The organism is Methylobacterium tardum, assembly GCF_023546765.1.
Taxonomy (GTDB): domain Bacteria; phylum Pseudomonadota; class Alphaproteobacteria; order Rhizobiales; family Beijerinckiaceae; genus Methylobacterium; species Methylobacterium tardum.
The window spans coordinates 1,265,456-1,286,278 of record NZ_CP097484.1 but is presented as its reverse complement, the minus strand read 5'-3'; the positions used below and the strand labels follow the sequence as shown (position 1 = coordinate 1,286,278).

Sequence of the window (20,823 nt, the reverse complement as noted above, 5' to 3'; positions counted from 1 at the left end):
GAACGGATCCGCCAACGCCGATGCACACAGACGCGCCTTTCCCGGTCGCGCCGCCAAGCTCCGCTCTCCCCTCTCCCGCGCGCGAGCCGGAGCCGTGGGCGGGCGCCGCCGGATTCGGGCAATGGCGGATCGACGCGCGCACGCGGTGCGTCGCCCGGTCGGCGAGCACGGCGCGCGTCCTGGGCGGACCGCCGACGGAGCAGATTCTGGCCTTCGAGGACCATTTCGCGTGCTATCACCCGGATGATCGCGCGCTTGTGATCGCGCGGGTCGACGACCTCCTGTGCGGCCGCCGGCCGGCGACGCCCTATCAGGGCCGGGCCCGCATCGTGCGCCCGGACGGCAGCGGCCTCGACGCGATCATCCAGGGCGTGCCCGAACACGGCCCCGACGGCGCGCTCGTCGCCCTGCACGGGATGCTCCTCGACGTGACCGATCTGGTCCGGTCCGAGCGGCGCGCGCACGAGACCGACAGGCTCCTGCACGGGACGCTGGACAGCATGGACCAGGGCCTCGTCGTACTCGACGCCGCCCAGCGCGTCCGCGTGTTCAACCGGAGCGCCGCGAACCTCCTCGACCTGCCGGGCGACGTCCTGCGCGAGGGCGTCGCCTTCCCCGACATCCACGCCTACCAGCGGGCACGGGGCGATTTCGCCGCGGCGGAAACCGAGCTGCGGCTCGGCGTGGCTGGCCGCGACCTGACGGCGCTGCCGCCGCTCTTCGACTGGCGCCTGCCCAGCGGTGTCGTCCTGGAGGTGCGGCGCTCGCCCCTCGCCGATGGCGGCGCGGTCCTGACCTTCAGCGACGTCACGCAGACCCGGCACGCCGAGCGGGCGACGGAGGAGAGCGAGCGCCGCTACCGGCTGCTCGCCGAGAACGCCACCGACATCATCATCTGGTCCGACCTGACCACCTGCCGCCGCTACGTCTCGCCCGCCGTGCGCACCGTCCTCGGCTACGACCCGGACGACCTGATCGGCACGCAGCCCCTCGCCTTCGTCCACCCCGACGACGTCGCGGCCTATCGCGCCGTCCTGGAGGGCCTGACCGGCGGGCGCACGGCGCGCGCCCTGACCTCCCAGCGCTACCGGCACCGGGACGGCCGCTGGGTCTGGCTGGAGATCTCCTTCAGCCTGACCCACGACGCGACGACGGGCGCGGCGGACGGCTACGTCGCCACCCTGCGCGACGTCGGCGCCCGGAAGGGGGCGGAGGATGCCCTGCGCCTGAGCGAGGCGCGCTACCGCGCGCTGGCGGATGCGCTGCCGCAGCTCGTCTGGATCACCGCGACCGAGACCGGCGAGGCGACCTACGTCAACCGGCGCTTCGAGGATTACTACGGGCCGATCGGCCCCGCGCGGGCCGCCCGAACGGCGCGCAACCACCCCGACGACGCCGAGCGGATGGAGGACCTGTGGCGCGAGGCGCGCGCGCGCCGGACCGCCTACGAGGTCGAGGGGCGCCTGCAGCGCCACGACGGGGCCTATCGCTGGCACAAGCTCGTGCTCCTGCCGATCTGGCAGGGCGAGACGATGGTGGGCATGCTCGGCACCGCCCTCGACATCGACGAGATCGTGGGGCGCGCGGCGGAAGGTCGAGGAGGCGAGCAGCCTCCTGCTCCTCGCCCAGCAGGCCGCCAAGGCGGGCACATGGCACCTCGACCTCGACAGCGGCCGGATCGACTGGTCGGCCGAGAGCGCGCGCCTGCACGGCATCGAGACGGAGGGGGATTACGCCCTCGAGGCGCAGGACTGGCTCGCGCGGATCGACCGCCAGGACGGCGAGCGCGCCCTTCAGATCGCCGCGACCGCCGCCGAGGCGGGCGAGACCTTCTCAATCGAGTTCCGGGTCCCCACCCCCGACGGCGGCGTGCGCTGGATCAACGGCGTCGGGCGCGGCGTCCCGGCGCCGGACGGCCGGGCGCGGCGGATGATCGGACTCAACATCGACGTGACCGCCCGCAAGGCTGTCGAGGCGGCGCTCATCGCCGCCAAGGCCGCGGCGGATTCCGCCCGCCTGGAGGCCGAGCGCGCGAGCGCGGCCAAGAGCGAATTCCTGGCCGCCATGAGCCACGAGATCCGCACGCCGCTCAACGGGGTGATCGGCTACGCCGACCTCCTGCTCGACGAGACGGAACTCGGGCCGGTGGCGCGCAAGCACGCCGACCGCATCCGCACCGCCGGCGCGGCGCTCCTGACCGTGGTCAACGACGTCCTCGATTTCTCGAAGGTCGAGGCCGGCCAGATCGAGATCGTGCCCCGCCCCTTCGCGGTCGAGGCGCTCATCGACAACGCCGTCTCGATCGTGCGCCCGTCGGCCGAGCGCAAGGGGCTCGCGCTCGCCATCACGCGCGGGCCGGACCTGCCGGCCTGGATCGCGGGCGACGAGGACCGCCTGCGCCAGATCCTCCTCAACCTGCTCAACAACGCCGTGAAGTTCACCCCGATCGGGCGCATCCGCCTGACGGTCCTGGCGGGTCCCGGAAGCCGGGCCGGCGCGCGCACCCTGCGCTTCGAGATCCGCGATACCGGGATCGGCATCCCGGCGGACAAGTGCGACCGCCTGTTCCGGCGCTTCTCGCAGGTCGACGGCTCCGTCAGCCGCGAGTACGGCGGCACCGGGCTGGGCCTGGCCATCTCGAAATCCCTCGTGGAGCTCATGGGCGGGACGATCGGCGTCGCGAGCGTCGTGGGCGAGGGCTCGACCTTCTGGTTCGAGGTCACGCTGCCGGAGACGGCCCCGGAGGTCGGCGCCGGGGCGCCGGCCACCGCGATCGCCCGCGCGACGGGCAAGCGCCTCCTGCTGGCCGAGGATGTGCCGCTCAACCAGGAACTGGCCCGGACGATCCTGGGGCGGGCCGGGCACACGGTCGACGTGGTCGCCGACGGCGTCGCCGCGGTGGCGGCGGTCCAGGCGCGGCCGTACGACCTCGTCCTGATGGACGTGCAGATGCCCGTCATGGACGGCATCACCGCGACCCGGCGGATCCGCGCGCTGGGCGGGCCGCTGAGCCGTGTGCCGATCGTCGCGATGACCGCCAATGTCCTGCCGCAGCAGGTGGCCGAGCTGCGCGCGGCCGGTCTCGACGACCATGTCGGCAAGCCGTTCCGGACGGATGCGCTGCTGGCGGCGATCGACCGCTGGGCCCGCCCGCGCGGCGCGCCCCGCCCGCTGCCGCCTCGATCGATCGCGCCGTTCTCGACGAGATGACCGAGATGGTCGGACGCGACCGCATGCGCGACCTCCTGGCAATGCTCGCCCGGGAGCTCGCGCAGCGGTTCGGGCCCGACGCCGCGGATCATGGCCGCGAGCGGCTCATGCTGGATGCGCACGCGATGGTATCGGCGGCCAGCATGGTGGGCTTCGCCGCGCTCGCCGACACGTGCCGGTCGGTGGAAGCGGCCTGCCGGGCTGCGGACGACGTCACCCCTCTGCTCGGCCCGCTCCAGGCCCAGGCCACCGCGACGATCGCCGAGATTGAGGCCCTGCGCGCGATCTGATGCGGCGCCGGCCGCGCGCCGTCAGTCCGGGGCGCCGTCGGTGCGGACGTGAACGCGCTGGCGGGTCCGGATCCGGCTCCCGCTGCGCCGTCCCGGGATGACGGGGCAGCGGACCCCAGCACCTCGTGCGGGCGGACAAGCACTTCCGTCGCGTGCGTTCTGGCCAGCAGCATCGTCACCCCGGCCGGACTCTGCTAGGCAGCCGGCACTGCCATGCCGATGCCGATTCCCACCCTCCGGACCCTGCTCTTCCGCCTGCACTGGGCGCTGGGCCTCACCGCTGGTCTCGTCCTCGCCCTGATGGGCCTGACCGGAGCCCTGATGAGCTATGAGGAGGCGGTGACCGCCTTCGCCAACCGCGACCAGCTGGAGGTCACGCCCGGCGGGCGGACGGCGCTGCCCCCCGCTTTCCTCGTGGCGCGGATCGACGCGCAGGCGCACGGACCCAAGGTCGACGCGCTGACCCTGCCGGACGATCCCGGCGCCAGCGTCCTTGTCCGCTTCGCCCGCGATCCCGCGACCCGCGCGCGGCCGCCCTCGCTCTATGCCGACCCGTATGACGGCACGGTGCTCGGCCCGGTGCGGCTCGAGACGGCGTTCGCGACGGTGCGGGAGCTGCACCGCTGGCTGCTGCTCCCCGGCGGCTCCAAGGGCTGGGGCCGCACGATCACGGGCGCCTGCCAATGGGCGCTCCTCGCCTTCCTGGCGACTGGCCTGTACCTGCGCTGGCCCCAGATCCATCGCTGGCGGATCTGGCTGAAGCCGCACCTGTCGCGGCCCGGCCGGGCGCGCTGGTGGTCGCTGCACGCGGTGGCGGGGACGTGGCTCGTGCCGGTCTATCTCGTGATCGCGCTCACGGGCCTGACTTGGTCCTACCCGTGGTTCAAGGACGGCGCCACGGCGCTGCTGGCGGGCAGTCCCGAGGCGGCAAAGCCCGCCGCGGCGGGCCGTCCGGAGGGTCGTGGCAGGACGGCGGATGCGGCGGCATCCGGGCCGTCCCTCGACCGCGCTTGGGCGGCCTTCCGCGCCGGCGAGGGCCGAGAGGCCGGGTCCGCGACCCTGATCGTTCCCGGGGCCGACGCGAAGGCGATCCGCATCCGCTGGCTTCCGCGGGGCGTCGACGCGCCGAGCGCCCGCAACGAGGCACGCTACGACGCCGCCACGGGCGCGCTGGTGTCGGCCGAGCACGCGGCCGACCTGCCGCTGGGCCGGCGGATCGCCGAGAACATGCTGGAGGTGCATCGCGGCCGCTTCTTCGGCGATGGCGTCGCGCTGCTGTTCTGCCTCGCGGCTCTGGCCATGCCGGGCTTCGCGGCCACCGGCCTGACCCTCTACGTCCTGCGCCGCCGCGCCGGGGACCGCCGGAGGGCCGCCCGGCCCGAGGCCCCGGGCGTGACCATCAGCCCGGCGAGCTCCTGAGCACCTGTCCGATCCGCGGTCTCGTCCCGATGGGCCCGCCTCGGCGGGCCCCGCGATGCGGGCCGCCCGGCTCAGAGCCGCGCGGTGATCGTCGCCAGCACCGAGAGCGGCGCACCGGGGAGGTTGTTGAACTGGTTGAACGGCTGCTCGATGTAGCGGCGGTCGGTCAGGTTCCGGGCATTGATCGAGAACCGGGCGTGCTCGCTGAAGTCGTAGAAGACGGCCGCGTCGAGCCGGGCGTAGCCGCCCACCGAGTAGCTGTTGTTCAGGTCGCCGGCGCGGCGCCCGACATAGGTGATCCCGGCCCCGACGTTCCAGCCGAGTAGGAAGCCGTCCTGGAACTGGTAGGTCGACCAGATGCTGCCGCTGAAGGCCGGCGCCCCGACGAGACGGTTGCCCACCGCGAAGGTCGTGTCCTTGGTGATCCGGGCATCGAGGAAGCTGATGCCCCCGATGACCTTCCAGCCCGGCAGGACTTGGCCGGCGAGGTCGGCCTCCACGCCCTCGGAGCGCTGCTGCCCGGTGATCACCGAGAAGCCCGTGTTGACCGGGTCGGTGGCCGAGACGTTGTTGCGGATGATGCGGAAGGCCGCCGTCGAGAGGGTCAGGTCCGGGGTGAGATCGAGCCGGCTGCCGATCTCGTAGAGTTCGCCGGTCTCGGGACGCGGATTGACGGCGTTGAAGACGTTGTCCGTCTGCGGCTTGAAGGAGGTCGCGTAGCTCGCATAGAGGGTCAGCGGCTCCACCGGACGGTAGACGAGACCCACCCGCGGCGACGTGCCTGACAATTGCTGGTCGGGCGGGATGGTGCGCGAGGTCGGGACGCGGCTGAAATAGTACTGGGTGCCCGTGTCGTAGCGGACGCCGACCAGCATCTGCAGGCCGAGGCCGAGATCGATCTGGTCCTGCACGTAGAGGCCGGTCAGCGCGTTCTTCTGCTTGAGATCGGACTGGAACTGGAGGCCGACGATCGGGGATCCCGGGACCGGGTTGAGGAAGCTGACCGACGGGAAGTTCGTGCTCTGCGTCTGGTAAGCGCGCCGGTAGCCGTTCGTGTACTCGACACCGGTGAGCACCGTGTGCCGGAAGCCGAGGAGGTCGAACTGCGCCACCATCTCGGTCTGGCTGTCGACGGCCGCGTAGGTCGAGTAGACCGCAGTCTCCCGCCGGGTCACCTGGGTGTTGCGGTTGGTGAGACCGATGGCTCGGGTGGCCAATAAATCGAAGCCGCCCCACTGCGCGTTGAGCACCTCGCGCAGGGTGATGTTGGCGTTGAGATCGTGCTCGACCTTGAGCAGGCCGAAATTGGCGCTGCCGTTGTAGCGGGAGAACGGCTCGCCGTAGTAGCGCGCGACGTTGTCCAGGGGCACGCGGCCGTTCCGCGCGATCAGGCCCTCGTCGTACTGGTTGTCGACCCGGGTGAACTCGCCGAGGAACGTGACGCGCGTGTCCGGTGTCGGAGTCCACGCGAAGGCCGGAGCCACGAAGGTCCGCGCATTGTCCCGGCCGTAGAAGTTGCGGAACGTCGGATCCGACTGGGCGGCGAAGCTCAACCGTCCGGCCAGGCCCTCCACGCCCTCGATCGCGCTCGACACTGAGCCCTGCACCCGTCGGAAGCCGAAGCTGCCGGCCTGGAGGTTGATGTCGCCGGACGGTGCCAGCGTCGGCTGGCGGGTGACGATGTTGATCAGGCCGCCCGGATCGCCGCGCCCGTAAAGGACCGACGCCGGTCCCTTCAGCACCTCGATCCGCTCCACGTCGGCCAGATCGCGGGTCACCGAGGAGAAGTTGCCTGCCTGGTTCAACAGCACGCCGTCGATGGCGTAAGTCTGCGTCCTGAACCCGCGGATGATGAAGGTGTCGCTCCGGCCCTGGATCGTGCCGCCAGGCTGGACGCTGCTGACATTCTGAAGCGCGTCGCTGAGGCGGATATCCTGCTGGTCGACCAGCACCTCCCGGGGCACCACCTGCACCGATTGCGGCGTGTCGCGCAGGGGCGTGTCGGTCCGGGTCGCGGTGGCCGAGCGGGTGGCGCGGTAACCAACGACCGGGCCGCCCGCGCGCTCGACAGCGGGACCGGTACCAGTGACCGTCAGTTCGGAGAGGGCGACCTCTTCGGCCTCCGGTTGCGCCTGCGCGTGAAGACACGTCGAGGACAGGAGCAGAGCCGTCGTGGCGAGTGCCGCAGTAGAGGCGTTCAAGTACTCGCGGAGACGAGACGTGCGATCGACGGTGTCGATCCGATCCGAAGGCATAGTTTAAAATCGTTCTCAGGAGTGGTGCATCGGCGGGATGCGTTACTCCTAAGTGTACGGTGTGCATTTTCTCAACGGCGGCACGCATCGTCGGCGCAGATGGCGCGCAGATTTTCAGGTTCGGCCCGTCTCGTCTGCCGGAATGTGGCCGATATGGCACGAATCTCGGGACGACGTTTTTAAAACATTTCCAAGATGCCTACTTAGGCGTGTGTGTCCGGAGAAGGAAATACCGAATCACGCGCGAGGCCGAGGCGCGAGAGGCCCGGTTCCGACCGGCCGGCCCGCATGAGGGGGGATTGCGGGCCGGCCGGCGTACCGCGCACCGGTTGTCGGCGCGCGATCGGAGGATGGATGTTGTCTTCGGGCGGAGCGCGGCTGCCGCCGGGCTTGCCGCGCCGAAGCATCGATCGCGCCGGGCGCGGATCAGCTTTTCGCCCGCGGACCCGGAGCGTAGGGCAGGCGACCGTCGAGGCCCGCATCCAAGAGGGCGTGGAGCTGGGCCACGGCCGCAGTGACGTCGAAATCGGGTAGTGCCGCGCGGCCGACCACGATCCCCCGCATCAGCGGCGCGACGAGCGCGTAGAGCGCGGCCGGGTCGCAGTCCGGCGCGGTGGCGAGCGCCGCGAAGGTCGTCACGAACCAGTCGCGGCTCTCGGCCTCGGTCCGCGCCGTCAGGGCGGCGATGGCCGGATTGCGCGTGGATTCCGACCAGATCTCCACCCGCAGGATCGCGGCCTCGCGGGTGATCGACACGAAGTAGCGGGCGATAATGCTGAGCAGTGCCCCACGCCGATTGCCGCTGCCCTCCATCTGCGCCACCAAGAGGGTGCCGCGCTCGCGCTCGCGCTCCACCAGCCCGACGACCAGGGCCTCCTTGGATTCGAAGTAGCGGTAGAAGTTGCCCGGACTCATCGCGGCCTCGCGGGCGAGGTCCTGCATGGTGGTGCGATGGAAGCCGTTGCGCGCGAAGCACGCTTCGGCCGCATCGAGGATGTGCGCGCGCCGGGCGGACGGGTCGCCGCGGGCCTCTGCCCTCCTGTCCGCCGCGACGGTCACGACCTGGGCTGCGCCGTGAGGGCCACCGGAGCGATACGGCTCTGATCCTTGCCCAGGCTGGCGACGGCGCAGGATTGCGGTCCCTGATGCAGGTCCGCGCAGATCCGGGCCTGCCAGCCGTCCGGGCCGGCGCCCGTCCAGTTGATCAGCGCCAGCCGGCGAGGGCCAGGACGGCGCCGAAGGTCAGGTTGGCGGGGGTGCAGACGGTACGGACGAGGGCGAGAGCGCCCGGGCCGCGGGCGCCGAAGCGCTCGGCATCGAGATCGGACCAGCGGCCTTCGAGGGTGAGAGCCATCGCGCGCTCCTGTTTGCCCCATCCTTGTAATGAACGTTCATTCTCATGTCAATGAACGTTCATTCTCATTGGTGGCCCGAGGCGTCACGACCGCGCCCCGCCGCCGTGATGGGGTTTGTCGGGCGTGTGGGTAGAGCGGGGCCGGGACTTCGACGGCGGTTCGGGGTGTCCCAGAGGGGCGTCCGGACCGGTGCGCGGGCGGTGTGTCTCGCCGGGGCCCCGCTTCCTGCCGCCGCGCTCCGGCAGCCCGCGATCTGGGCGGGCGGCTCCGGTCAGCGCCGAGCTGGGTCGCAAGCCACCGTCCACGGCCCGTGCCGCCGCGGTCTCACTGTCTCGGCGCGTCCGGGAGCCTCGTCCCGGACACGCGCGGCCTGCCGTCAGCCGAGCGTGGCCGGCTTGAGGGCGCCGGTCCGGTCGTGGAAGTCCGGGCCGTTGGTGGTCCGGGCCACGTGGCCGGCACGGATCAGGTAGTCGCCGAAATGCTCACCCGGCTGCCGGCCCTTGGCGTAGTCGGCAAACAGCGGGTCGAGGGTGTCGCGGATCTCGGAGGCTGCAACATCCTCCTTGTAGAGCTTGCTGAGCCGCGAGCCGTCATGGGCGGCACCGAGATAGAGATGGTAGCGCTCGGGGCCGCGGCCCACGAGGCCGATCTCGGAGATGAACGGCCGGGCGCAGCCGTTCGGGCAGCCGGTGGAGCGGATCGTGATCTCCTCCTCGGCGAGCCCGTGGGACGCGAGGCTCTCCTCCAGCTCGGTCATCAGGTCGGGCAGGTAGCGCTCGCTCTCGGCGAGTGCGAGCCCGCAGGTCGGCAGGGCCACGCAGGCGAGCGAGCTGCGCCGCAGCGCGCTCGCACCCCGGGTCAGGCCGTACTCATCGACGAGGGCGTCGATCTCGGCGCGCTTCTCGGCCGGGACGTTGGCGATGATCACGTTCTGGTTGCCGGTGAGGCGGAAATCGCCCTGGTGCACCTCGGCGATGCGGCGCAGGCCCGAGAGGAACTGCGCGCCGCCCTCGATGTCCTTGATCCGGCCCGAGGGCACGTAGAGCGTCAGGTGGTGGCGCCCATCGTCACCCTCGACCCAGCCGTAGCGGTCGCCGTTGCCCGTGAAGGCGAAGGGCTTGGGTGCGCCGAGCTTCTTGCCGACGCGCTTCTCGACCTCGGCCCGGAAGGCGTCGAGCCCGTAACGCTCGATCGTGTACTTCAGCCGGGCGTTCTTGCGGTTCTTGCGGTTGCCCCAGTCGCGCTGGACGGTCATCACCGCCTCGGCGACCTTGATGGCGTCCTCGGGCTTCACGAAGCCCATGACGTCGGCGGTGCGCGGGAAGGTGTCGGGCTCGCCATGGGTCATGCCCATGCCGCCGCCCACCGTCACGTTCCAGCCGGTGACTTGGTTCTTCTTGTCGAGGATCGCGATGAAGCCGAGGTCGTGGGCGAAGATGTCGACCTCGTTGGAGGGCGGCACCGCCACGACGGTCTTGAACTTCCGCGGCAGGTAGGTCCGGCCGTAGACCGGCTCGACCTCGGCCGCGTCCTCGCCGCCGACCACGCGCTCGCCGTCGAGCCAGATCTCGCGCCACGCGCTGGTCTTGGGCAGCAGCGAGTCGGAGATATCCTTGGCGAGCTGGTAGGCGGCCTTGTGGGCACCGACCTGGGCCGGGTTCGTCGCCGCCATGACGTTGCGGTTGACGTCGCCGCAGGCCGCAATCGTGTCGAGCAGCGCGCCGTCAATCGCCGCCATCGTGCGCTTCAGGTTCGACTTGATCACGCCGTGGTACTGGAAGGTTTGGCGCGTGGTCGCGCGCAGCGCCCCGCCCGCGTAGGTCCGGGCGATGTCGCCGAGGATCAGCCACTGCTTCGGGGTGATGACGCCGCCGGCGATGCGCAGGCGGATCATGAAGCTGTACGCCTTGTCGAGCTTCTTCTTGGTCCGCTCGGGGCGCAGGTCGCGGTCGTCCTGCAGGTACATCCCGTGGAACTTCACGAGCTGCCCGTCATCCTCCGAGATCGCCCCGGTGGCGTGCTTCAGGAGCCCGTCCGCCAGCGTGCCGCGGAGGTAGCCGCTGGCGATCTTGATGTGCTCGTTCGCGGCGAGCTGGGCCGCGCGGGCGGCCTCGGCCTCGGTGATCGGCCGCTCGGTCGGCGGGGTCTCATAGACGCGCTTGGCGGGCGTGGCGGTCGGGCCGGGGGCCGGGGTCTCGGCGGCGTCGCGGGGGCTGTGGTCGTCCATGGGGTGAATCCGTCTGTCTGAACGCGTCTTCCTCCCCGATGGGGAGGTGGCGAGCGGAGCGAAGCCGGTGCAGGACTGGAACCGGATCCGCGACCGGCCCCCTCTCCCGTACGGGAGAGGGTTGAGGTGAGGGGTGCGCCCTCTCCGGAAAGACCTGATCCCTCACCCTGTCCCTCTCCCGCCCGGGAGAGGGGACCTGCGTCCCGCCTGTCTCTGCCGCATCTCGTTGAAGGCCCCCCGCGGTGCGGGGAGCGGTGTGTCCTTAGTAAACGTCCTGCTGGTAGCGGTGGCTGCGCTCCAAAGCCGCGACCTGCGTCTCGGCGTCGGCGGCGCTCAGGTTCTTGACCGTCTCGTAGGCCTTCACGACCGCGGCGCGCACGTCCTTGGCCATGTTCTTCGCGTCGCCGCAGACGTAGAGATGCGCCCCCCCGTCGAGCCAGGAAACCAGCTCCTTGGCGTTCTGGGTGATCCGGTCCTGCACGTAGACCTTCTCCGGCTGGTCCCGCGAGAAGGCCACGTCGATCTTGGTGAGCGACCGGTCCTCCAGGGCGTCCTGCCATTCGAGCTGGTACAGGAAGTCGTGGGTGAAGTGCCGGTCGCCGAAGAACAGCCACGACCGACCGGGCGCCTCGACGGCCCGGCGCTCCTGCACGAAGGCGCGGAACGGCGCGACGCCGGTGCCCGGGCCGACCATGATGATGTCGGTGGCCGGATCCTGCGGCAGGCGGAAGTGGCGGTTCGGCTTCAGCCGCACCCGGAGCTTGGCGCCGTCGCGGATGCGGTCGGCCACCTGGACCGAGGCGACGCCCGAGCGGGCGCGGCCGTGGGTCTCGTAGCGCACCGCCGCGATGACGAGGTGGACCTCGTCGCCCACCTCCTTGCGCGAGGAGGCAATCGAGTAGGCCCGCGGCGGCAGCGGCCGGGTGATGGTGCCGAGATGCTCGGCCGTCAGCTTCGCCGGGTAGGTCTCCAGCAGGTCGATCAGGTGCCGGCCCTCGATCCAGGCCTTGGCGGCGCCGCTGTCGATGAGCTTCTGCGCGTCCGCGTGACCGGTGGCCTTTACGAACCGTTCGATCGTGGCGGCCGAGAGCGTGGTGATGTCCCGCTCGGCGAGCAAAGCCGTGCGCAGAGCCTCGTCGCCCGAGAGACCGGCGGCCTTCAGGATCTCGTCCACCAACTGTGGGTCGTTCTCGGGGAAGATCTCGAGCGAATCGCCCGGCTCGTAGGCCGGCGCGCCGTCCTCGAAGGCCAGCGCCAAGTGGATCGTCTCCTTGTCGGAGCGCGAGGAGTTGAGGTTCACGTGCTCGACGACCTCGACCACCACGGGTTCGCGGCTCGGCTCGGCGTCGTCGTCCTCGCCGGACCCGGCGCGGGCGAAGTCCACCGCCACGACGTTGTCGGGCTGCTCCGCCGGGGCGAGCGCCTTCAGCGCGCCCTTGATCCAGTCGGCGGCGGGCTTCTCGAAGTCGAGGTCGAGGTCGGCCCGCTCAGCGGCGCGCTTGGCGCCCAGCGCCTCGAAGCGCGCGTCGAGCGCCTTACCGATGGCGCAGAACTCCGCGTAGGACGTGTCGCCGAGCGACAGGACCGCGAACTCGACGCCGTCGAGGCGCGGGGCACCCTCCCCCATCAGCTCGCCGTAGGCCCGCACCGCCCGGGCCGGCGGCTCGCCCTCGCCCCAGGTGGCCGCGATGGCGATCAGCTTGCCGGCCTTCGGCAGGGTCGCGACGTCGAGGTCGGAGAAATCCACGACCTTGGGCTTGAAGCCCTGCTTGCGCGCGAGCTTGGCGACGTTGCCGGCAAGGGCCTCGGAATTCCCCGACTCGCTCGCGTAGATCACCGTCAGCGGCTCGGCGGCCTTGGGCGGCGCGGCCGGCGCCGCGGCGGGCTGGCCGCCCGCGGCGTCGAGGCCAGCCAGGAAGCCGGCCAGCCATGCGCGCTGCGTGGGACTCGCGGCGCCGAGCACCGCATCGAGGCTGGCGCGCTCGCCATCCCCAAACGGGGCGGTACGCGGGAGAAGATTCTGGCGTGACATCAAGAGACCATGTCGTGGCCTGTACGGCCGGTGTCAATCGAGAAACGTTCGTTTTGCAGAACGGGTGAAGATTAGGATATCAGGTTCGCTGCGGTGCGGAATAAGAGAAGATCATTCTCCAACCACGGCGAGGACCGGACCGGTTCCGGGCAGATGCCGCCCGTTCTTCGGTGGCGCCGGCAGCGGCAGGGCAGTGGTGGATTTCACCTTCTCCATGGCGAAGCGGGACGTGACGTTCTTGAGCGGCAGCACGGCGATCAGGTGCTTGTAGAAGCTGTCGTAGGCCTGCATGTCGGCGACGACGACCCGCAGCATGTAGTCCACGTCGCCGGCCATCCGGTAGAACTCAAGCACTTCCGGCATGGCCGAGACGGTTGCGGCGAAGCGCTGCAGCCATTCCTGCGAGTGGTCGGCTGTCTCGATGGAGACGAACACGGTCAGGCCGAGGCCGAGCTTCACCGGATCGAGCACCGCCACCCGCCGGTCGATGACGCCGTCAGCCTCCAGCTTCTGGATCCGCTTCCAGCAGGGGGTTTGCGACAGCCCGACCCGTTCGCCGATGGCCGCGATCGAGAGGGTCGCGTCCGTCTGTAGCAGGGCGAGAATCTTCAGATCGATCGCGTCCAAAGCTGTCTCCATCGGCTTCTTCCGCGCGGGCCGGCGCGGGGTCGATATAGGGGCGTACCGGTGTCGATAAGAAGAATTTTTTATCCTGACCGCCGGCCACCGGTGTGGATCGCTGTGCGCAACCGCACAGTCGCCCCGACGCCAGGGCCCGACAAGCGGGCGGAGCACCTTGACTTCGTTCGGTATAGCGAACATTTCGACCGTTCGACAACAGGGTCGGCATGCGCCGTGCCCTTTCCATCACGCGAACCCCGGGACATGTCGCGATGACCCGTCCGGACCGACAGACGGCTGAGACTCTTGCGGAGCAGCTGTCCGGGCTCGACCTGCCAGGCCGCCTCCACCGGATCGCCGCCGAGATCCCCGGCCGTCTCGTCTTCACGACGAGCCTCGGCGTCGAGGATCAGGCGCTCACCCACGCGCTGGCCATGGCGGGCCTCGCGAAAGGCCGCGTCGAGATCGTCACCCTCGATACCGGCCGCCTGTTCGCCGAGACCTACGACACGTGGTCCGAGACCGAATCGGCCTACGGCATCCGGATCGCCGCCTACGCGCCGGAGCGCGCGGCCGCAGAGGAGTTCGTGCGGACCGAGGGCATCAACGGCTTCCGCCGCTCGGTCGCCGCGCGGCAGGCCTGCTGCGGCTTCCGCAAGGTCGAGCCGCTGGGCCGCGCGCTCGAAGGCGCCAGCGGCTGGCTCACCGGTCTGCGGGCCGGCCAGTCCGCCAACCGCGCCGAGACGCCGCTCGCTGCCTTCGACGCGGAGCGCGGCCTGATCAAGCTGAACCCGCTGGCCGACTGGACCCGGGCGCAGGTCGACAGCTTCGTGTGCGACAACTTCGTGCCCTACAACGTCCTGCACGACCGGGGTTTTCCCTCGATCGGCTGCGCCCCCTGCACCCGCGCGGTGAAGCTCGGCGAGCCGGAGCGCGCTGGGCGCTGGTGGTGGGAGCAGGAAGACAAGAAGGAATGCGGCCTGCACGTCGGACGCCCCGCGGCGTCGGTGCAGCCGGGCCAGGAGGCCGCCGCGTTCGAGACCACCCCGACCCAGACAGCCCGCCAGCCGGAGTTCGCCCGATGAGCGCCGCCCTCGCCGCCGCCGTGCAGCCGAGCGCCCCCACGCCCGCACAGGCCGCCGACCGTCTCAGCCACCTCAAGCGGCTGGAGGCCGAGGCCATCCACATCTTCCGGGAGACGGTCGCCGAGACCGAGAACCCGGTGATGCTCTACTCGATCGGCAAGGATTCCTCGGTGCTGCTGCACCTCGCCCTCAAGGCCTTCGCGCCCGGGCGGCTGCCGTTCCCGCTGCTGCACGTCGACACGACCTGGAAGTTCCGCGAGATGATCGCCTTCCGCGACGCCCGCGCGAAGGAACTCGGCCTCGACCTGCTCATCCACACCAACCCGGACGGGCTTGCCCGCGGCGTCGGACCGGTGAGTCATGGCTCCGAGGTCCACACCGACGTGATGAAGACGCAGGCCCTGCGACAGGCGCTCGACAAGTACAAGTTCGACGCCGCCTTCGGGGGCGCCCGCCGCGACGAGGAGGCGAGCCGCGCCAAGGAGCGAATCATCTCGCTCCGGACCGCGCAGCACCGCTGGGACCCGAAGCGCCAGCGCGCCGAGCCGTGGCACCTCTACAATCTCAAGAAGAAGCGCGGCGAATCCCTGCGGGTCTTCCCGCTGTCGAACTGGACCGAGCTCGACATCTGGCTCTACATCGAGCAGGAAAATATTCCGATCGTGCCGCTCTACTTCGCCAAGGAGCGGCCGGTCGCCGAGCGTGAGGGCCAGCTGATCATGGTCGACGACGAGCGCCTGCCGCTCGAGCCCGGCGAGACCCCGCAGCAGCGCCTCGTCCGCTTCCGCACGCTCGGCTGCTACCCGCTGACCGGGGCGGTGGAGAGCGACGCCGCCTCGCTCCCCGAGATCATCGGCGAGACGCTCGCCGCCCGCACCTCGGAGCGCCAGGGCCGGGTGATCGACAAGGACGGGGCCGGCGCCATGGAGCGCAAGAAGCAGGAGGGGTACTTCTGATGACGCTGCACCAAGCCCCCAACGCCTTCGGCGACCGCGCGGCCGGCTACGCGGCCTTCCTGACCGCCCACCGCAACAAGGCGGTGCTGCGCTTCATCGCCTGCGGATCAGTGGATGACGGCAAGTCGACCCTGATCGGGCGGCTCCTGCACGACACCAAGCAGATCTTCGACGACCAGATCTCGGCGCTCCAGCGCGATTCGCGCAAGCACGGGACGCAGGGCGCGGAGGTGGACCTCGCGTTGCTCGCCGACGGCCTCCAGGCCGAGCGCGAACAGGGCATCACCATCGACGTCGCCTACCGGTTCTTCTCCACCGACAGGCGCTCCTTCATCGTGGCCGACACGCCCGGCCACGAGCAGTACACCCGCAACATGGCCACCGGCGCCTCGACGGCGGACGTGGCGGTGATCCTCGCCGATGCCCGCCAGGGCCTGACCCGCCAGACCCGGCGCCACGCGCTGCTGGTGTCGAATCTGGGGATCCGCCGCGTCGTGCTGGCGGTGAACAAGATGGACCTCGCCGGCTGGGCGCAGGGCACCTTCGACGGCATCGTGTCGGGGTTCGCGGACTTCGCCCGCGGGCTGAACTTCGCCGAGGTCAAGGCGATCCCGCTCTCGGCCAAGAACGGCGACAACGTCGTGGACGCGGGCGTCGCGGCGCCCTGGTACACGGGCGGCACCCTGCTCCATTACCTCGAGACCGTGCCGGTCCACGCCGAGGCGCTCAACGCGCCGTTCCGCATGGCGGTGCAGTGGGTCAACCGGCCGAATTCCGAATTCCGCGGCTACAGCGGCCGGATCGCCAGCGGCCGGGTGCGGCCGGGCGATTCGGTGACGGTCCAGCCCTCCGGCCGGACCTCCACGGTGGCGCGGATCTACACCGCCGACGGTGACCTGCCCGAGGCCGGCGAGGACGAGTCGGTGACCCTGGTGCTCGCCGACCAGATCGACGCCTCCCGCGGGCAGGTGATCGTGGCCACCGACGCGCCGATGCGGGTCACCGAGACCCTGGACGCCCGCCTGTTCTGGGCGGCCGAGACCGATATGAGCCCGGGCGCGAGCCTGTTCGCCAAGATCGGCACCGCCACGGTCACCGCAACTGTGGAGCGGATCGTCTCGCGCATCGACCCCGAGACCGGAAAGCACGGCCCGGCCGAGCGCCTGTCCGCCAACGACATCGCCGATGTGAGCCTGCGCCTCGATCGGGCAGTGGCGGTCGACGCCTACGCGGAGAACCGCGAGACCGGCAGCCTGATCCTGATCGACCGCGAGACCACCGACACGGCGGCCCTCGGGCTGATCCTGGCGCCCAAGGCGGAGGCTCTGAAGGCGGCGGCCGCGGCCGGTGCGAAGCCTGCGGAAGGTGGCGGTTTCCTTGCCCGCCTTGGACGGTTGTTCGGGCGCTGAGGATCGGCCGCACCCGCACCGTCGTTCCGGGGCGCCACAGGCGAGCCCGGAATCCAGAGCCGCCGCAGCAGTCAGGCCTTGGTGCGCCGGCGCGTCTGGATCCCGGGCTCCGCTGCGCGGCCCCGGGATGACGGAGTCGCCAGCGGACCGGCGCGCGATCCGGGCTCGCCTCAGACCAGCTTGAAGCGCAGCGCGCCCAGACCTTCCAACTCGGACACCACCTCGTCGCCGGGCTTCAGCCACGCCCGGTCCTTGCGCGGGATCTTCTCGCCGAAGATCACCCCCTGCGGGGTGCCCGTGTAGAAGATGTCGCCGGGCTTGATCGTCATCACCTTGGACGCGAAGCTGATCAGCTGGCGGCAGTTGAAGATCATGTCGTTGGTGCTCCAGTCCTGGCGCACCTGGCCGTTGACCAGCGTCTTCAGCTTGAGATTGTTCGGGTCCTTCACCCGGTCGGCGGTGACGAGGTAGGGACCGAGCGGCGCGAATCCATCCGAGGTCTTCCCGATCATGAATTGCGAGGTCAGCGTCTGGAGATCCCGGGCGCTGAAATCGTTGCCCGTGCAGTAGCCGGCGAGATAGTCGAGGGCGTCGGCCTCGGAGACGTTCCGGCATTCCCGGCCGAAGACCAGGACCAGCTCGGTCTCGTAGTCGAACTCGCGCGCCGCCTGGGTCGGCAGCGTGATCGCGCCGCCGTGGTGGTTCAGGGCGTTGTTGTACTTATTGAACAGCGGCGGATCCTTCGGGATCGGCGTGCCGGTCTCCTCCGCATGGTGGCGGTAGTTGAAGCCCATCATGATGATCTTCTCGGGCCGCGTGACCACCGGCGCGTAGGCGATGCCGGCCTCGTCCAGCATGAAGCGCCCGTCGGGGGCGGCCTCGACCGCGTCGATCAGCGCCCGCAAGGCCGGGCCGCGCCCGTTCTGCAGCAGATCGTCCATGTCGGTGGGAACCGGCATCCCGAGGGCACGGCCGGCGGCGGCGACGTCGAGCACCGCGTCGGCCATCTTCACGCCCAGGGTATAGGCGTCGCCGCGGCGCATGTTGATGAGGGTCATGTCCCGGGGCATGCCGAAGGGCGCGGGCGTACCCGCCGGCGCGGTCTTCGGCGCCGCCGTCCGCTCCTCGGCGGCCCGGGCCGGCGCCGCCGCTGCGGCGAGCCCCGCGGCCGTGACGGTCAGGAATTCGCGTCGGTTGCCCATGCTGCGTCTCCTCCGGTCTGCCCGTCTCGCGCGGGCCTGGTCCGATCGGAGCCTGCACGGCCGGCGGCAGCGCCGCCAGGGCCTGAAGTGGGCGACGGGTGACGGCTCAGGCCGCCTGTGAGGCGGCGCCGAGCCCCCAGGCCTGGGCCAGCAGCGCGTAGGATTCGTGCCGCGCCGCCTGGTCGGGGATCGCCGAGACGATCATCAGCTCGTCGGCCTGCGTGCGCGCGACCATGTCGGCGAGCCGGGCCCGCAGGGTCTCGGGGCCGCCCACGTGCAGGCGGTCGCGGCCGCGCTCGATCTGCATCCGCTCGCCGTCGGAATACGGGTAGGCCAGCGCCTCGGCGAGGCTCGGCAGCGGCCGGTACTCGCCCCGCTCCCGCCGCAGCGTCGCCAGCCGCGCGCTGGCCGCCAGCCGCTCGGCCTCCGCGTCCGTGGGGGCGCAGATCGCCGCCACCGCCAGGATCGCGTGGGGCTTCGTGCCGAGGCGTGTCGGCCGGAAGCCGCGGCGGTAATCGAGCATCGGCGGCTCCGCGGGCATCCCGGAGAAGTGCTGCGCGAAGCCGAAGCCGCAGCCGATCTCGCCGGCGAGCCGGGCGCTGTAATCCGAGGAGCCGAGGAGGAAGATCGGCGGCAGCGGGACGTCGGCCGGGCTCGCGGTGATGCGGGCGAACGGATGGCCTTCGGGGAAGCCTCCGTCCCAGAACAGCAGCTCCTGCAGGCGGTCGAGGAAGTCGTCACCGCCGCCCTCCCCCGGGGCCTCGCGGCGGCGCAGCGCCCGCGCGGTGAGGCCGTCGGTGCCCGGCGCCCGGCCGAGACCCAGATCGATCCGGCCCGGGAACAGCGCTTCCAGCACCCGGAAGCGCTCGGCCACCATCAGCGGCGCGTGGTTCGGCAGCATGATCCCGCCCGAGCCGACCCGCAGATTCCGGGTCGCGGCGGCAATCTGGCCGATCATAATCTCGGGGGCCGGGCTCGCCACATTGGGCAGCGCGTGGTGCTCTGCGAGCCAGTAGCGCCGGTAGCCGAGGCCGTCGACGTGGCGGGCGAGCGCCAGGGTGTCGTGCAAGGCCTGCGCCGGCGTGGACTCGGCGCTGACGAAGGAGAGGTCGAGGACGGAGAGCGGTGTCATGGGTAGGATCTGGTAACGACGATCCCGCAAAGCGAGAGCGTCCGCGGAGGAGAGACCTGCGCCGCGCGCTGGGCGCGAGATTCGGGTTCGTGCCGCGTCCCGCCTTGCCGGCTCAGCGTCCCGGGCCTAGGGTCCGCCGCGCCGCGAAGAGGCGGCGCCCAACCTCGAAAATCCGGAGCACCGCACGCCATGGCTCTCCTCGCCGACGTCCTCTCGCGGGTGAAGCCGTCCGCGACCATCGTGATGACCCAGAAGGCCCGGGACCTGAAGGCCTCCGGCGTCGATGTCATCAGCCTGTCGGTGGGCGAGCCGGATTTCGACACGCCCGAGCACATCAAGCAGGCCGCCATCGACGCGATCCACCGCAACGAGACCCGCTACCCGCCGGTTTCCGGCATCGTGCCGCTGCGCGAGGCGATCGTGCGCAAGTTCAAGCGCGAGAACGGGCTCGACTACAAGGTCTCGCAGACCATCGTGGGCACCGGCGGCAAGCAGGTGCTCTACAATGCGTTCCTGGCCACCCTGAATCCCGGCGACGAGGTGGTGATCCCCCGCCCCTACTGGGTGTCCTACCCGGAGATGGTCGGCCTGTGCGGCGGCACTCCGGTCTTCGCCGACACTGACATGGCGCACGGTTTCAAGCTCCAGCCCGAGGAGCTCGACCGGGTGCTGACCCCGAAGACCAAGTGGATCGTCCTCAACTCGCCGTCGAATCCGTCTGGCGCCGCCTATTCCGGCGCGGAGATGAAGGCGCTCACCGACGTGCTGCTCCGCTATCCGGACGTGCACATCCTCACCGACGACATCTACGAGCACCTGACCTACGGCGATTTCGAGTTCGTCACGCCGGCGCAGGTCGAGCCGCAGCTCCTTGAGCGGACGCTCACCATGAACGGCGTCTCGAAGGGCTACGCCATGACCGGCTGGCGGATCGGCTACGCGGCGGGGCCGGAGAAGCTCATCAAGGCGATGGATTTCGTCCAGGGGCAGCAGACCTCCGGCGCCAGCACGATCGCGCAATGGGCCGCGGTCGCCGCCCTCGACGGCCCGCAGGACCACCTGGCCAAGTTCCGCGCGGCCTTCCAGGGCCGGCGCGACCTCGTCGTGTCGATGCTCAACCAGACCAACGGCTTGACCTGCCCGACGCCCGAGGGCGCCTTCTACGTCTATCCGTCCTGCGCGGCGCTGATCGGCAAGAAGACGGAAGGCGGCAAGACCATCGAGACCGACGAGGATTTCGTCATGGAGCTGCTCCAGGCCGAGGGCGTGGCCGCGGTGCATGGCTCGGCCTTCGGGCTCGGCCCGAACCTGCGCATCTCCTACGCCACGTCCAACGCGGTGCTGGAGGAGGCCTGCCGGCGCATCCAGCGCTTCTGCGGCTCGCTGCGATAAGTCGACCTGGACGGATCGCTTTACGATCCCCACCCGCGGGCGCCGTCAGGCTCGCGGGTGGGGAGCAGCGAACCTAAGAGACATGAGGATCCCGGACGCTGAGGCCGGGCCGCAGCGTCGAAAGACAAACCCATCATTCCGGGACTGCGTAGCAGGGCCCGGAATCCAGACCCGCCGACGGTGCTAAGCCCGAGCGATCAGAGGTTCTGGATTCCGGGCTCGCCTGCGGCGCCCCGGA

General features: G+C 70.7%; 15 protein-coding genes and 1 pseudogene. 8 read left to right on the top strand and 8 right to left on the bottom strand.

Features of this window, described 5'->3' with window-relative positions:
• Positions 1–20: 20 nt before the first annotated feature.
• From M6G65_RS06145 to M6G65_RS06130, 4 genes and pseudogenes are all read left to right on the top strand, one after another.
• Positions 21–1,517, top strand: a pseudogene (locus M6G65_RS06145) (PAS domain S-box protein); the annotation flags it as partial.
• Positions 1,486–3,210 (top strand): ATP-binding protein, encoded by a 1,725-nt coding sequence (locus M6G65_RS06140; RefSeq protein ID WP_250104216.1) that lies wholly within the window; start codon positions 1,486–1,488, stop codon positions 3,208–3,210. The pseudogene M6G65_RS06145 and the gene M6G65_RS06140, both read left to right, overlap by 32 nt.
• A gap of 23 nt (positions 3,211–3,233) precedes the next feature.
• Positions 3,234–3,500 (top strand): Hpt domain-containing protein, encoded by a 267-nt coding sequence (locus M6G65_RS06135; protein ID WP_250104215.1) that lies wholly within the window; start codon positions 3,234–3,236, stop codon positions 3,498–3,500.
• A 213-nt stretch (positions 3,501–3,713) separates the two neighbouring features.
• Positions 3,714–4,919, top strand: a complete 1,206-nt coding sequence (locus M6G65_RS06130) for a PepSY-associated TM helix domain-containing protein (protein WP_250103703.1) — start codon at positions 3,714–3,716, stop codon at positions 4,917–4,919.
• Positions 4,920–4,990: 71 nt separating this feature from the next.
• Here the strand turns inward: M6G65_RS06130 and M6G65_RS06125 are convergent, their stop codons facing one another.
• The 6 genes from M6G65_RS06125 to M6G65_RS06100 form a co-directional block, all read right to left on the bottom strand.
• Positions 4,991–7,174, bottom strand: a complete 2,184-nt coding sequence (locus M6G65_RS06125) for a TonB-dependent siderophore receptor (protein WP_238197145.1) — start codon at positions 7,172–7,174, stop codon at positions 4,991–4,993.
• 426 nt (positions 7,175–7,600) lie between these two features.
• Positions 7,601–8,233, bottom strand: a complete 633-nt coding sequence (locus M6G65_RS06120) for a TetR/AcrR family transcriptional regulator (RefSeq protein WP_238197146.1) — start codon at positions 8,231–8,233, stop codon at positions 7,601–7,603.
• Positions 8,234–8,378: 145 nt separating this feature from the next.
• The gene (locus M6G65_RS33900; protein ID WP_250103702.1) at positions 8,379–8,528 is read right to left on the bottom strand and encodes a hypothetical protein; all 150 of its coding nucleotides are present in this window, start codon (positions 8,526–8,528) and stop codon (positions 8,379–8,381) included.
• 377 nt (positions 8,529–8,905) lie between these two features.
• Positions 8,906–10,756 (bottom strand): NADPH-dependent assimilatory sulfite reductase hemoprotein subunit, encoded by a 1,851-nt coding sequence (locus tag M6G65_RS06110; RefSeq protein WP_250103701.1) that lies wholly within the window; start codon positions 10,754–10,756, stop codon positions 8,906–8,908.
• Positions 10,757–11,018: 262 nt separating this feature from the next.
• Positions 11,019–12,788, bottom strand: a complete 1,770-nt coding sequence (locus tag M6G65_RS06105) for a diflavin oxidoreductase (RefSeq protein WP_238197149.1) — start codon at positions 12,786–12,788, stop codon at positions 11,019–11,021.
• Between the two features lie 111 nt (positions 12,789–12,899).
• A complete protein-coding gene (locus tag M6G65_RS06100; RefSeq protein WP_091716811.1) occupies positions 12,900–13,415 on the bottom strand; it encodes an Lrp/AsnC family transcriptional regulator in 516 nt (171 codons plus the stop codon).
• Positions 13,416–13,681: 266 nt separating this feature from the next.
• On the opposite strand from M6G65_RS06100, the gene M6G65_RS06095 reads away from it, so the two are divergent.
• The 3 genes from M6G65_RS06095 to cysN are packed head-to-tail and all read left to right on the top strand — an operon-like array spanning position 13,682 to position 16,859.
• Positions 13,682–14,494 carry a phosphoadenylyl-sulfate reductase gene (locus tag M6G65_RS06095; RefSeq protein ID WP_238197150.1) on the top strand — a complete coding sequence of 271 codons (813 nt, stop codon included), beginning with the start codon at positions 13,682–13,684 and terminating at the stop codon, positions 14,492–14,494.
• Positions 14,491–15,450 carry a sulfate adenylyltransferase subunit CysD gene (cysD, locus tag M6G65_RS06090; RefSeq protein ID WP_250103700.1) on the top strand — a complete coding sequence of 320 codons (960 nt, stop codon included), beginning with the start codon at positions 14,491–14,493 and terminating at the stop codon, positions 15,448–15,450. The genes M6G65_RS06095 and cysD overlap by 4 nt, the downstream gene beginning before the upstream one ends.
• Entirely contained in the window at positions 15,450–16,859 is a 1,410-nt protein-coding gene (cysN, locus tag M6G65_RS06085) for a sulfate adenylyltransferase subunit CysN (RefSeq protein ID WP_250103699.1), read from the top strand. Before cysD ends, cysN begins: the two co-directional genes overlap by 1 nt.
• A gap of 170 nt (positions 16,860–17,029) precedes the next feature.
• On the opposite strand, the gene M6G65_RS06080 is transcribed toward cysN, so the two are convergent.
• Both M6G65_RS06080 and M6G65_RS06075 read right to left on the bottom strand, forming a co-directional pair.
• Positions 17,030–18,061: a fumarylacetoacetate hydrolase family protein gene (locus M6G65_RS06080; RefSeq protein ID WP_238197153.1), complete on the bottom strand. Its 1,032-nt coding sequence runs from the start codon at positions 18,059–18,061 to the stop codon at positions 17,030–17,032.
• Positions 18,062–18,167: 106 nt separating this feature from the next.
• Positions 18,168–19,193, bottom strand: a complete 1,026-nt coding sequence (locus tag M6G65_RS06075) for an LLM class flavin-dependent oxidoreductase (protein WP_238197154.1) — start codon at positions 19,191–19,193, stop codon at positions 18,168–18,170.
• Positions 19,194–19,382: 189 nt separating this feature from the next.
• Here M6G65_RS06075 and M6G65_RS06070 point away from each other — a divergent pair, with 189 nt between their 5' ends.
• Entirely contained in the window at positions 19,383–20,585 is a 1,203-nt protein-coding gene (locus M6G65_RS06070; protein WP_238197155.1) for a pyridoxal phosphate-dependent aminotransferase, read from the top strand.
• Positions 20,586–20,823 lie beyond the last annotated feature (238 nt).

Excerpts from the sequence above, each read along its gene's own strand:
- M6G65_RS06135 (WP_250104215.1), top strand. The coding sequence starts at position 3,234 with ATGCGCGACCTCCTGGCAATGCTCGCCCGGGAGCTCGCGCAGCGGTTC.
- M6G65_RS06130 (WP_250103703.1), top strand. The coding sequence starts at position 3,714 with ATGCCGATGCCGATTCCCACCCTCCGGACCCTGCTCTTCCGCCTGCAC.
- M6G65_RS06125 (WP_238197145.1), bottom strand. The coding sequence starts at position 7,174 with ATGCCTTCGGATCGGATCGACACCGTCGATCGCACGTCTCGTCTCCGC.
- M6G65_RS33900 (WP_250103702.1), bottom strand. The coding sequence starts at position 8,528 with ATGGCTCTCACCCTCGAAGGCCGCTGGTCCGATCTCGATGCCGAGCGC.
- M6G65_RS06110 (WP_250103701.1), bottom strand. The coding sequence starts at position 10,756 with ATGGACGACCACAGCCCCCGCGACGCCGCCGAGACCCCGGCCCCCGGC.
- M6G65_RS06105 (WP_238197149.1), bottom strand. The coding sequence starts at position 12,788 with ATGTCACGCCAGAATCTTCTCCCGCGTACCGCCCCGTTTGGGGATGGC.
- M6G65_RS06095 (WP_238197150.1), top strand. The coding sequence starts at position 13,682 with ATGACCCGTCCGGACCGACAGACGGCTGAGACTCTTGCGGAGCAGCTG.
- cysD (WP_250103700.1), top strand. The coding sequence starts at position 14,491 with ATGAGCGCCGCCCTCGCCGCCGCCGTGCAGCCGAGCGCCCCCACGCCC.
- cysN (WP_250103699.1), top strand. The coding sequence starts at position 15,450 with ATGACGCTGCACCAAGCCCCCAACGCCTTCGGCGACCGCGCGGCCGGC.
- M6G65_RS06080 (WP_238197153.1), bottom strand. The coding sequence starts at position 18,061 with ATGGGCAACCGACGCGAATTCCTGACCGTCACGGCCGCGGGGCTCGCC.
- M6G65_RS06075 (WP_238197154.1), bottom strand. The coding sequence starts at position 19,193 with ATGACACCGCTCTCCGTCCTCGACCTCTCCTTCGTCAGCGCCGAGTCC.
- M6G65_RS06070 (WP_238197155.1), top strand. The coding sequence starts at position 19,383 with ATGGCTCTCCTCGCCGACGTCCTCTCGCGGGTGAAGCCGTCCGCGACC.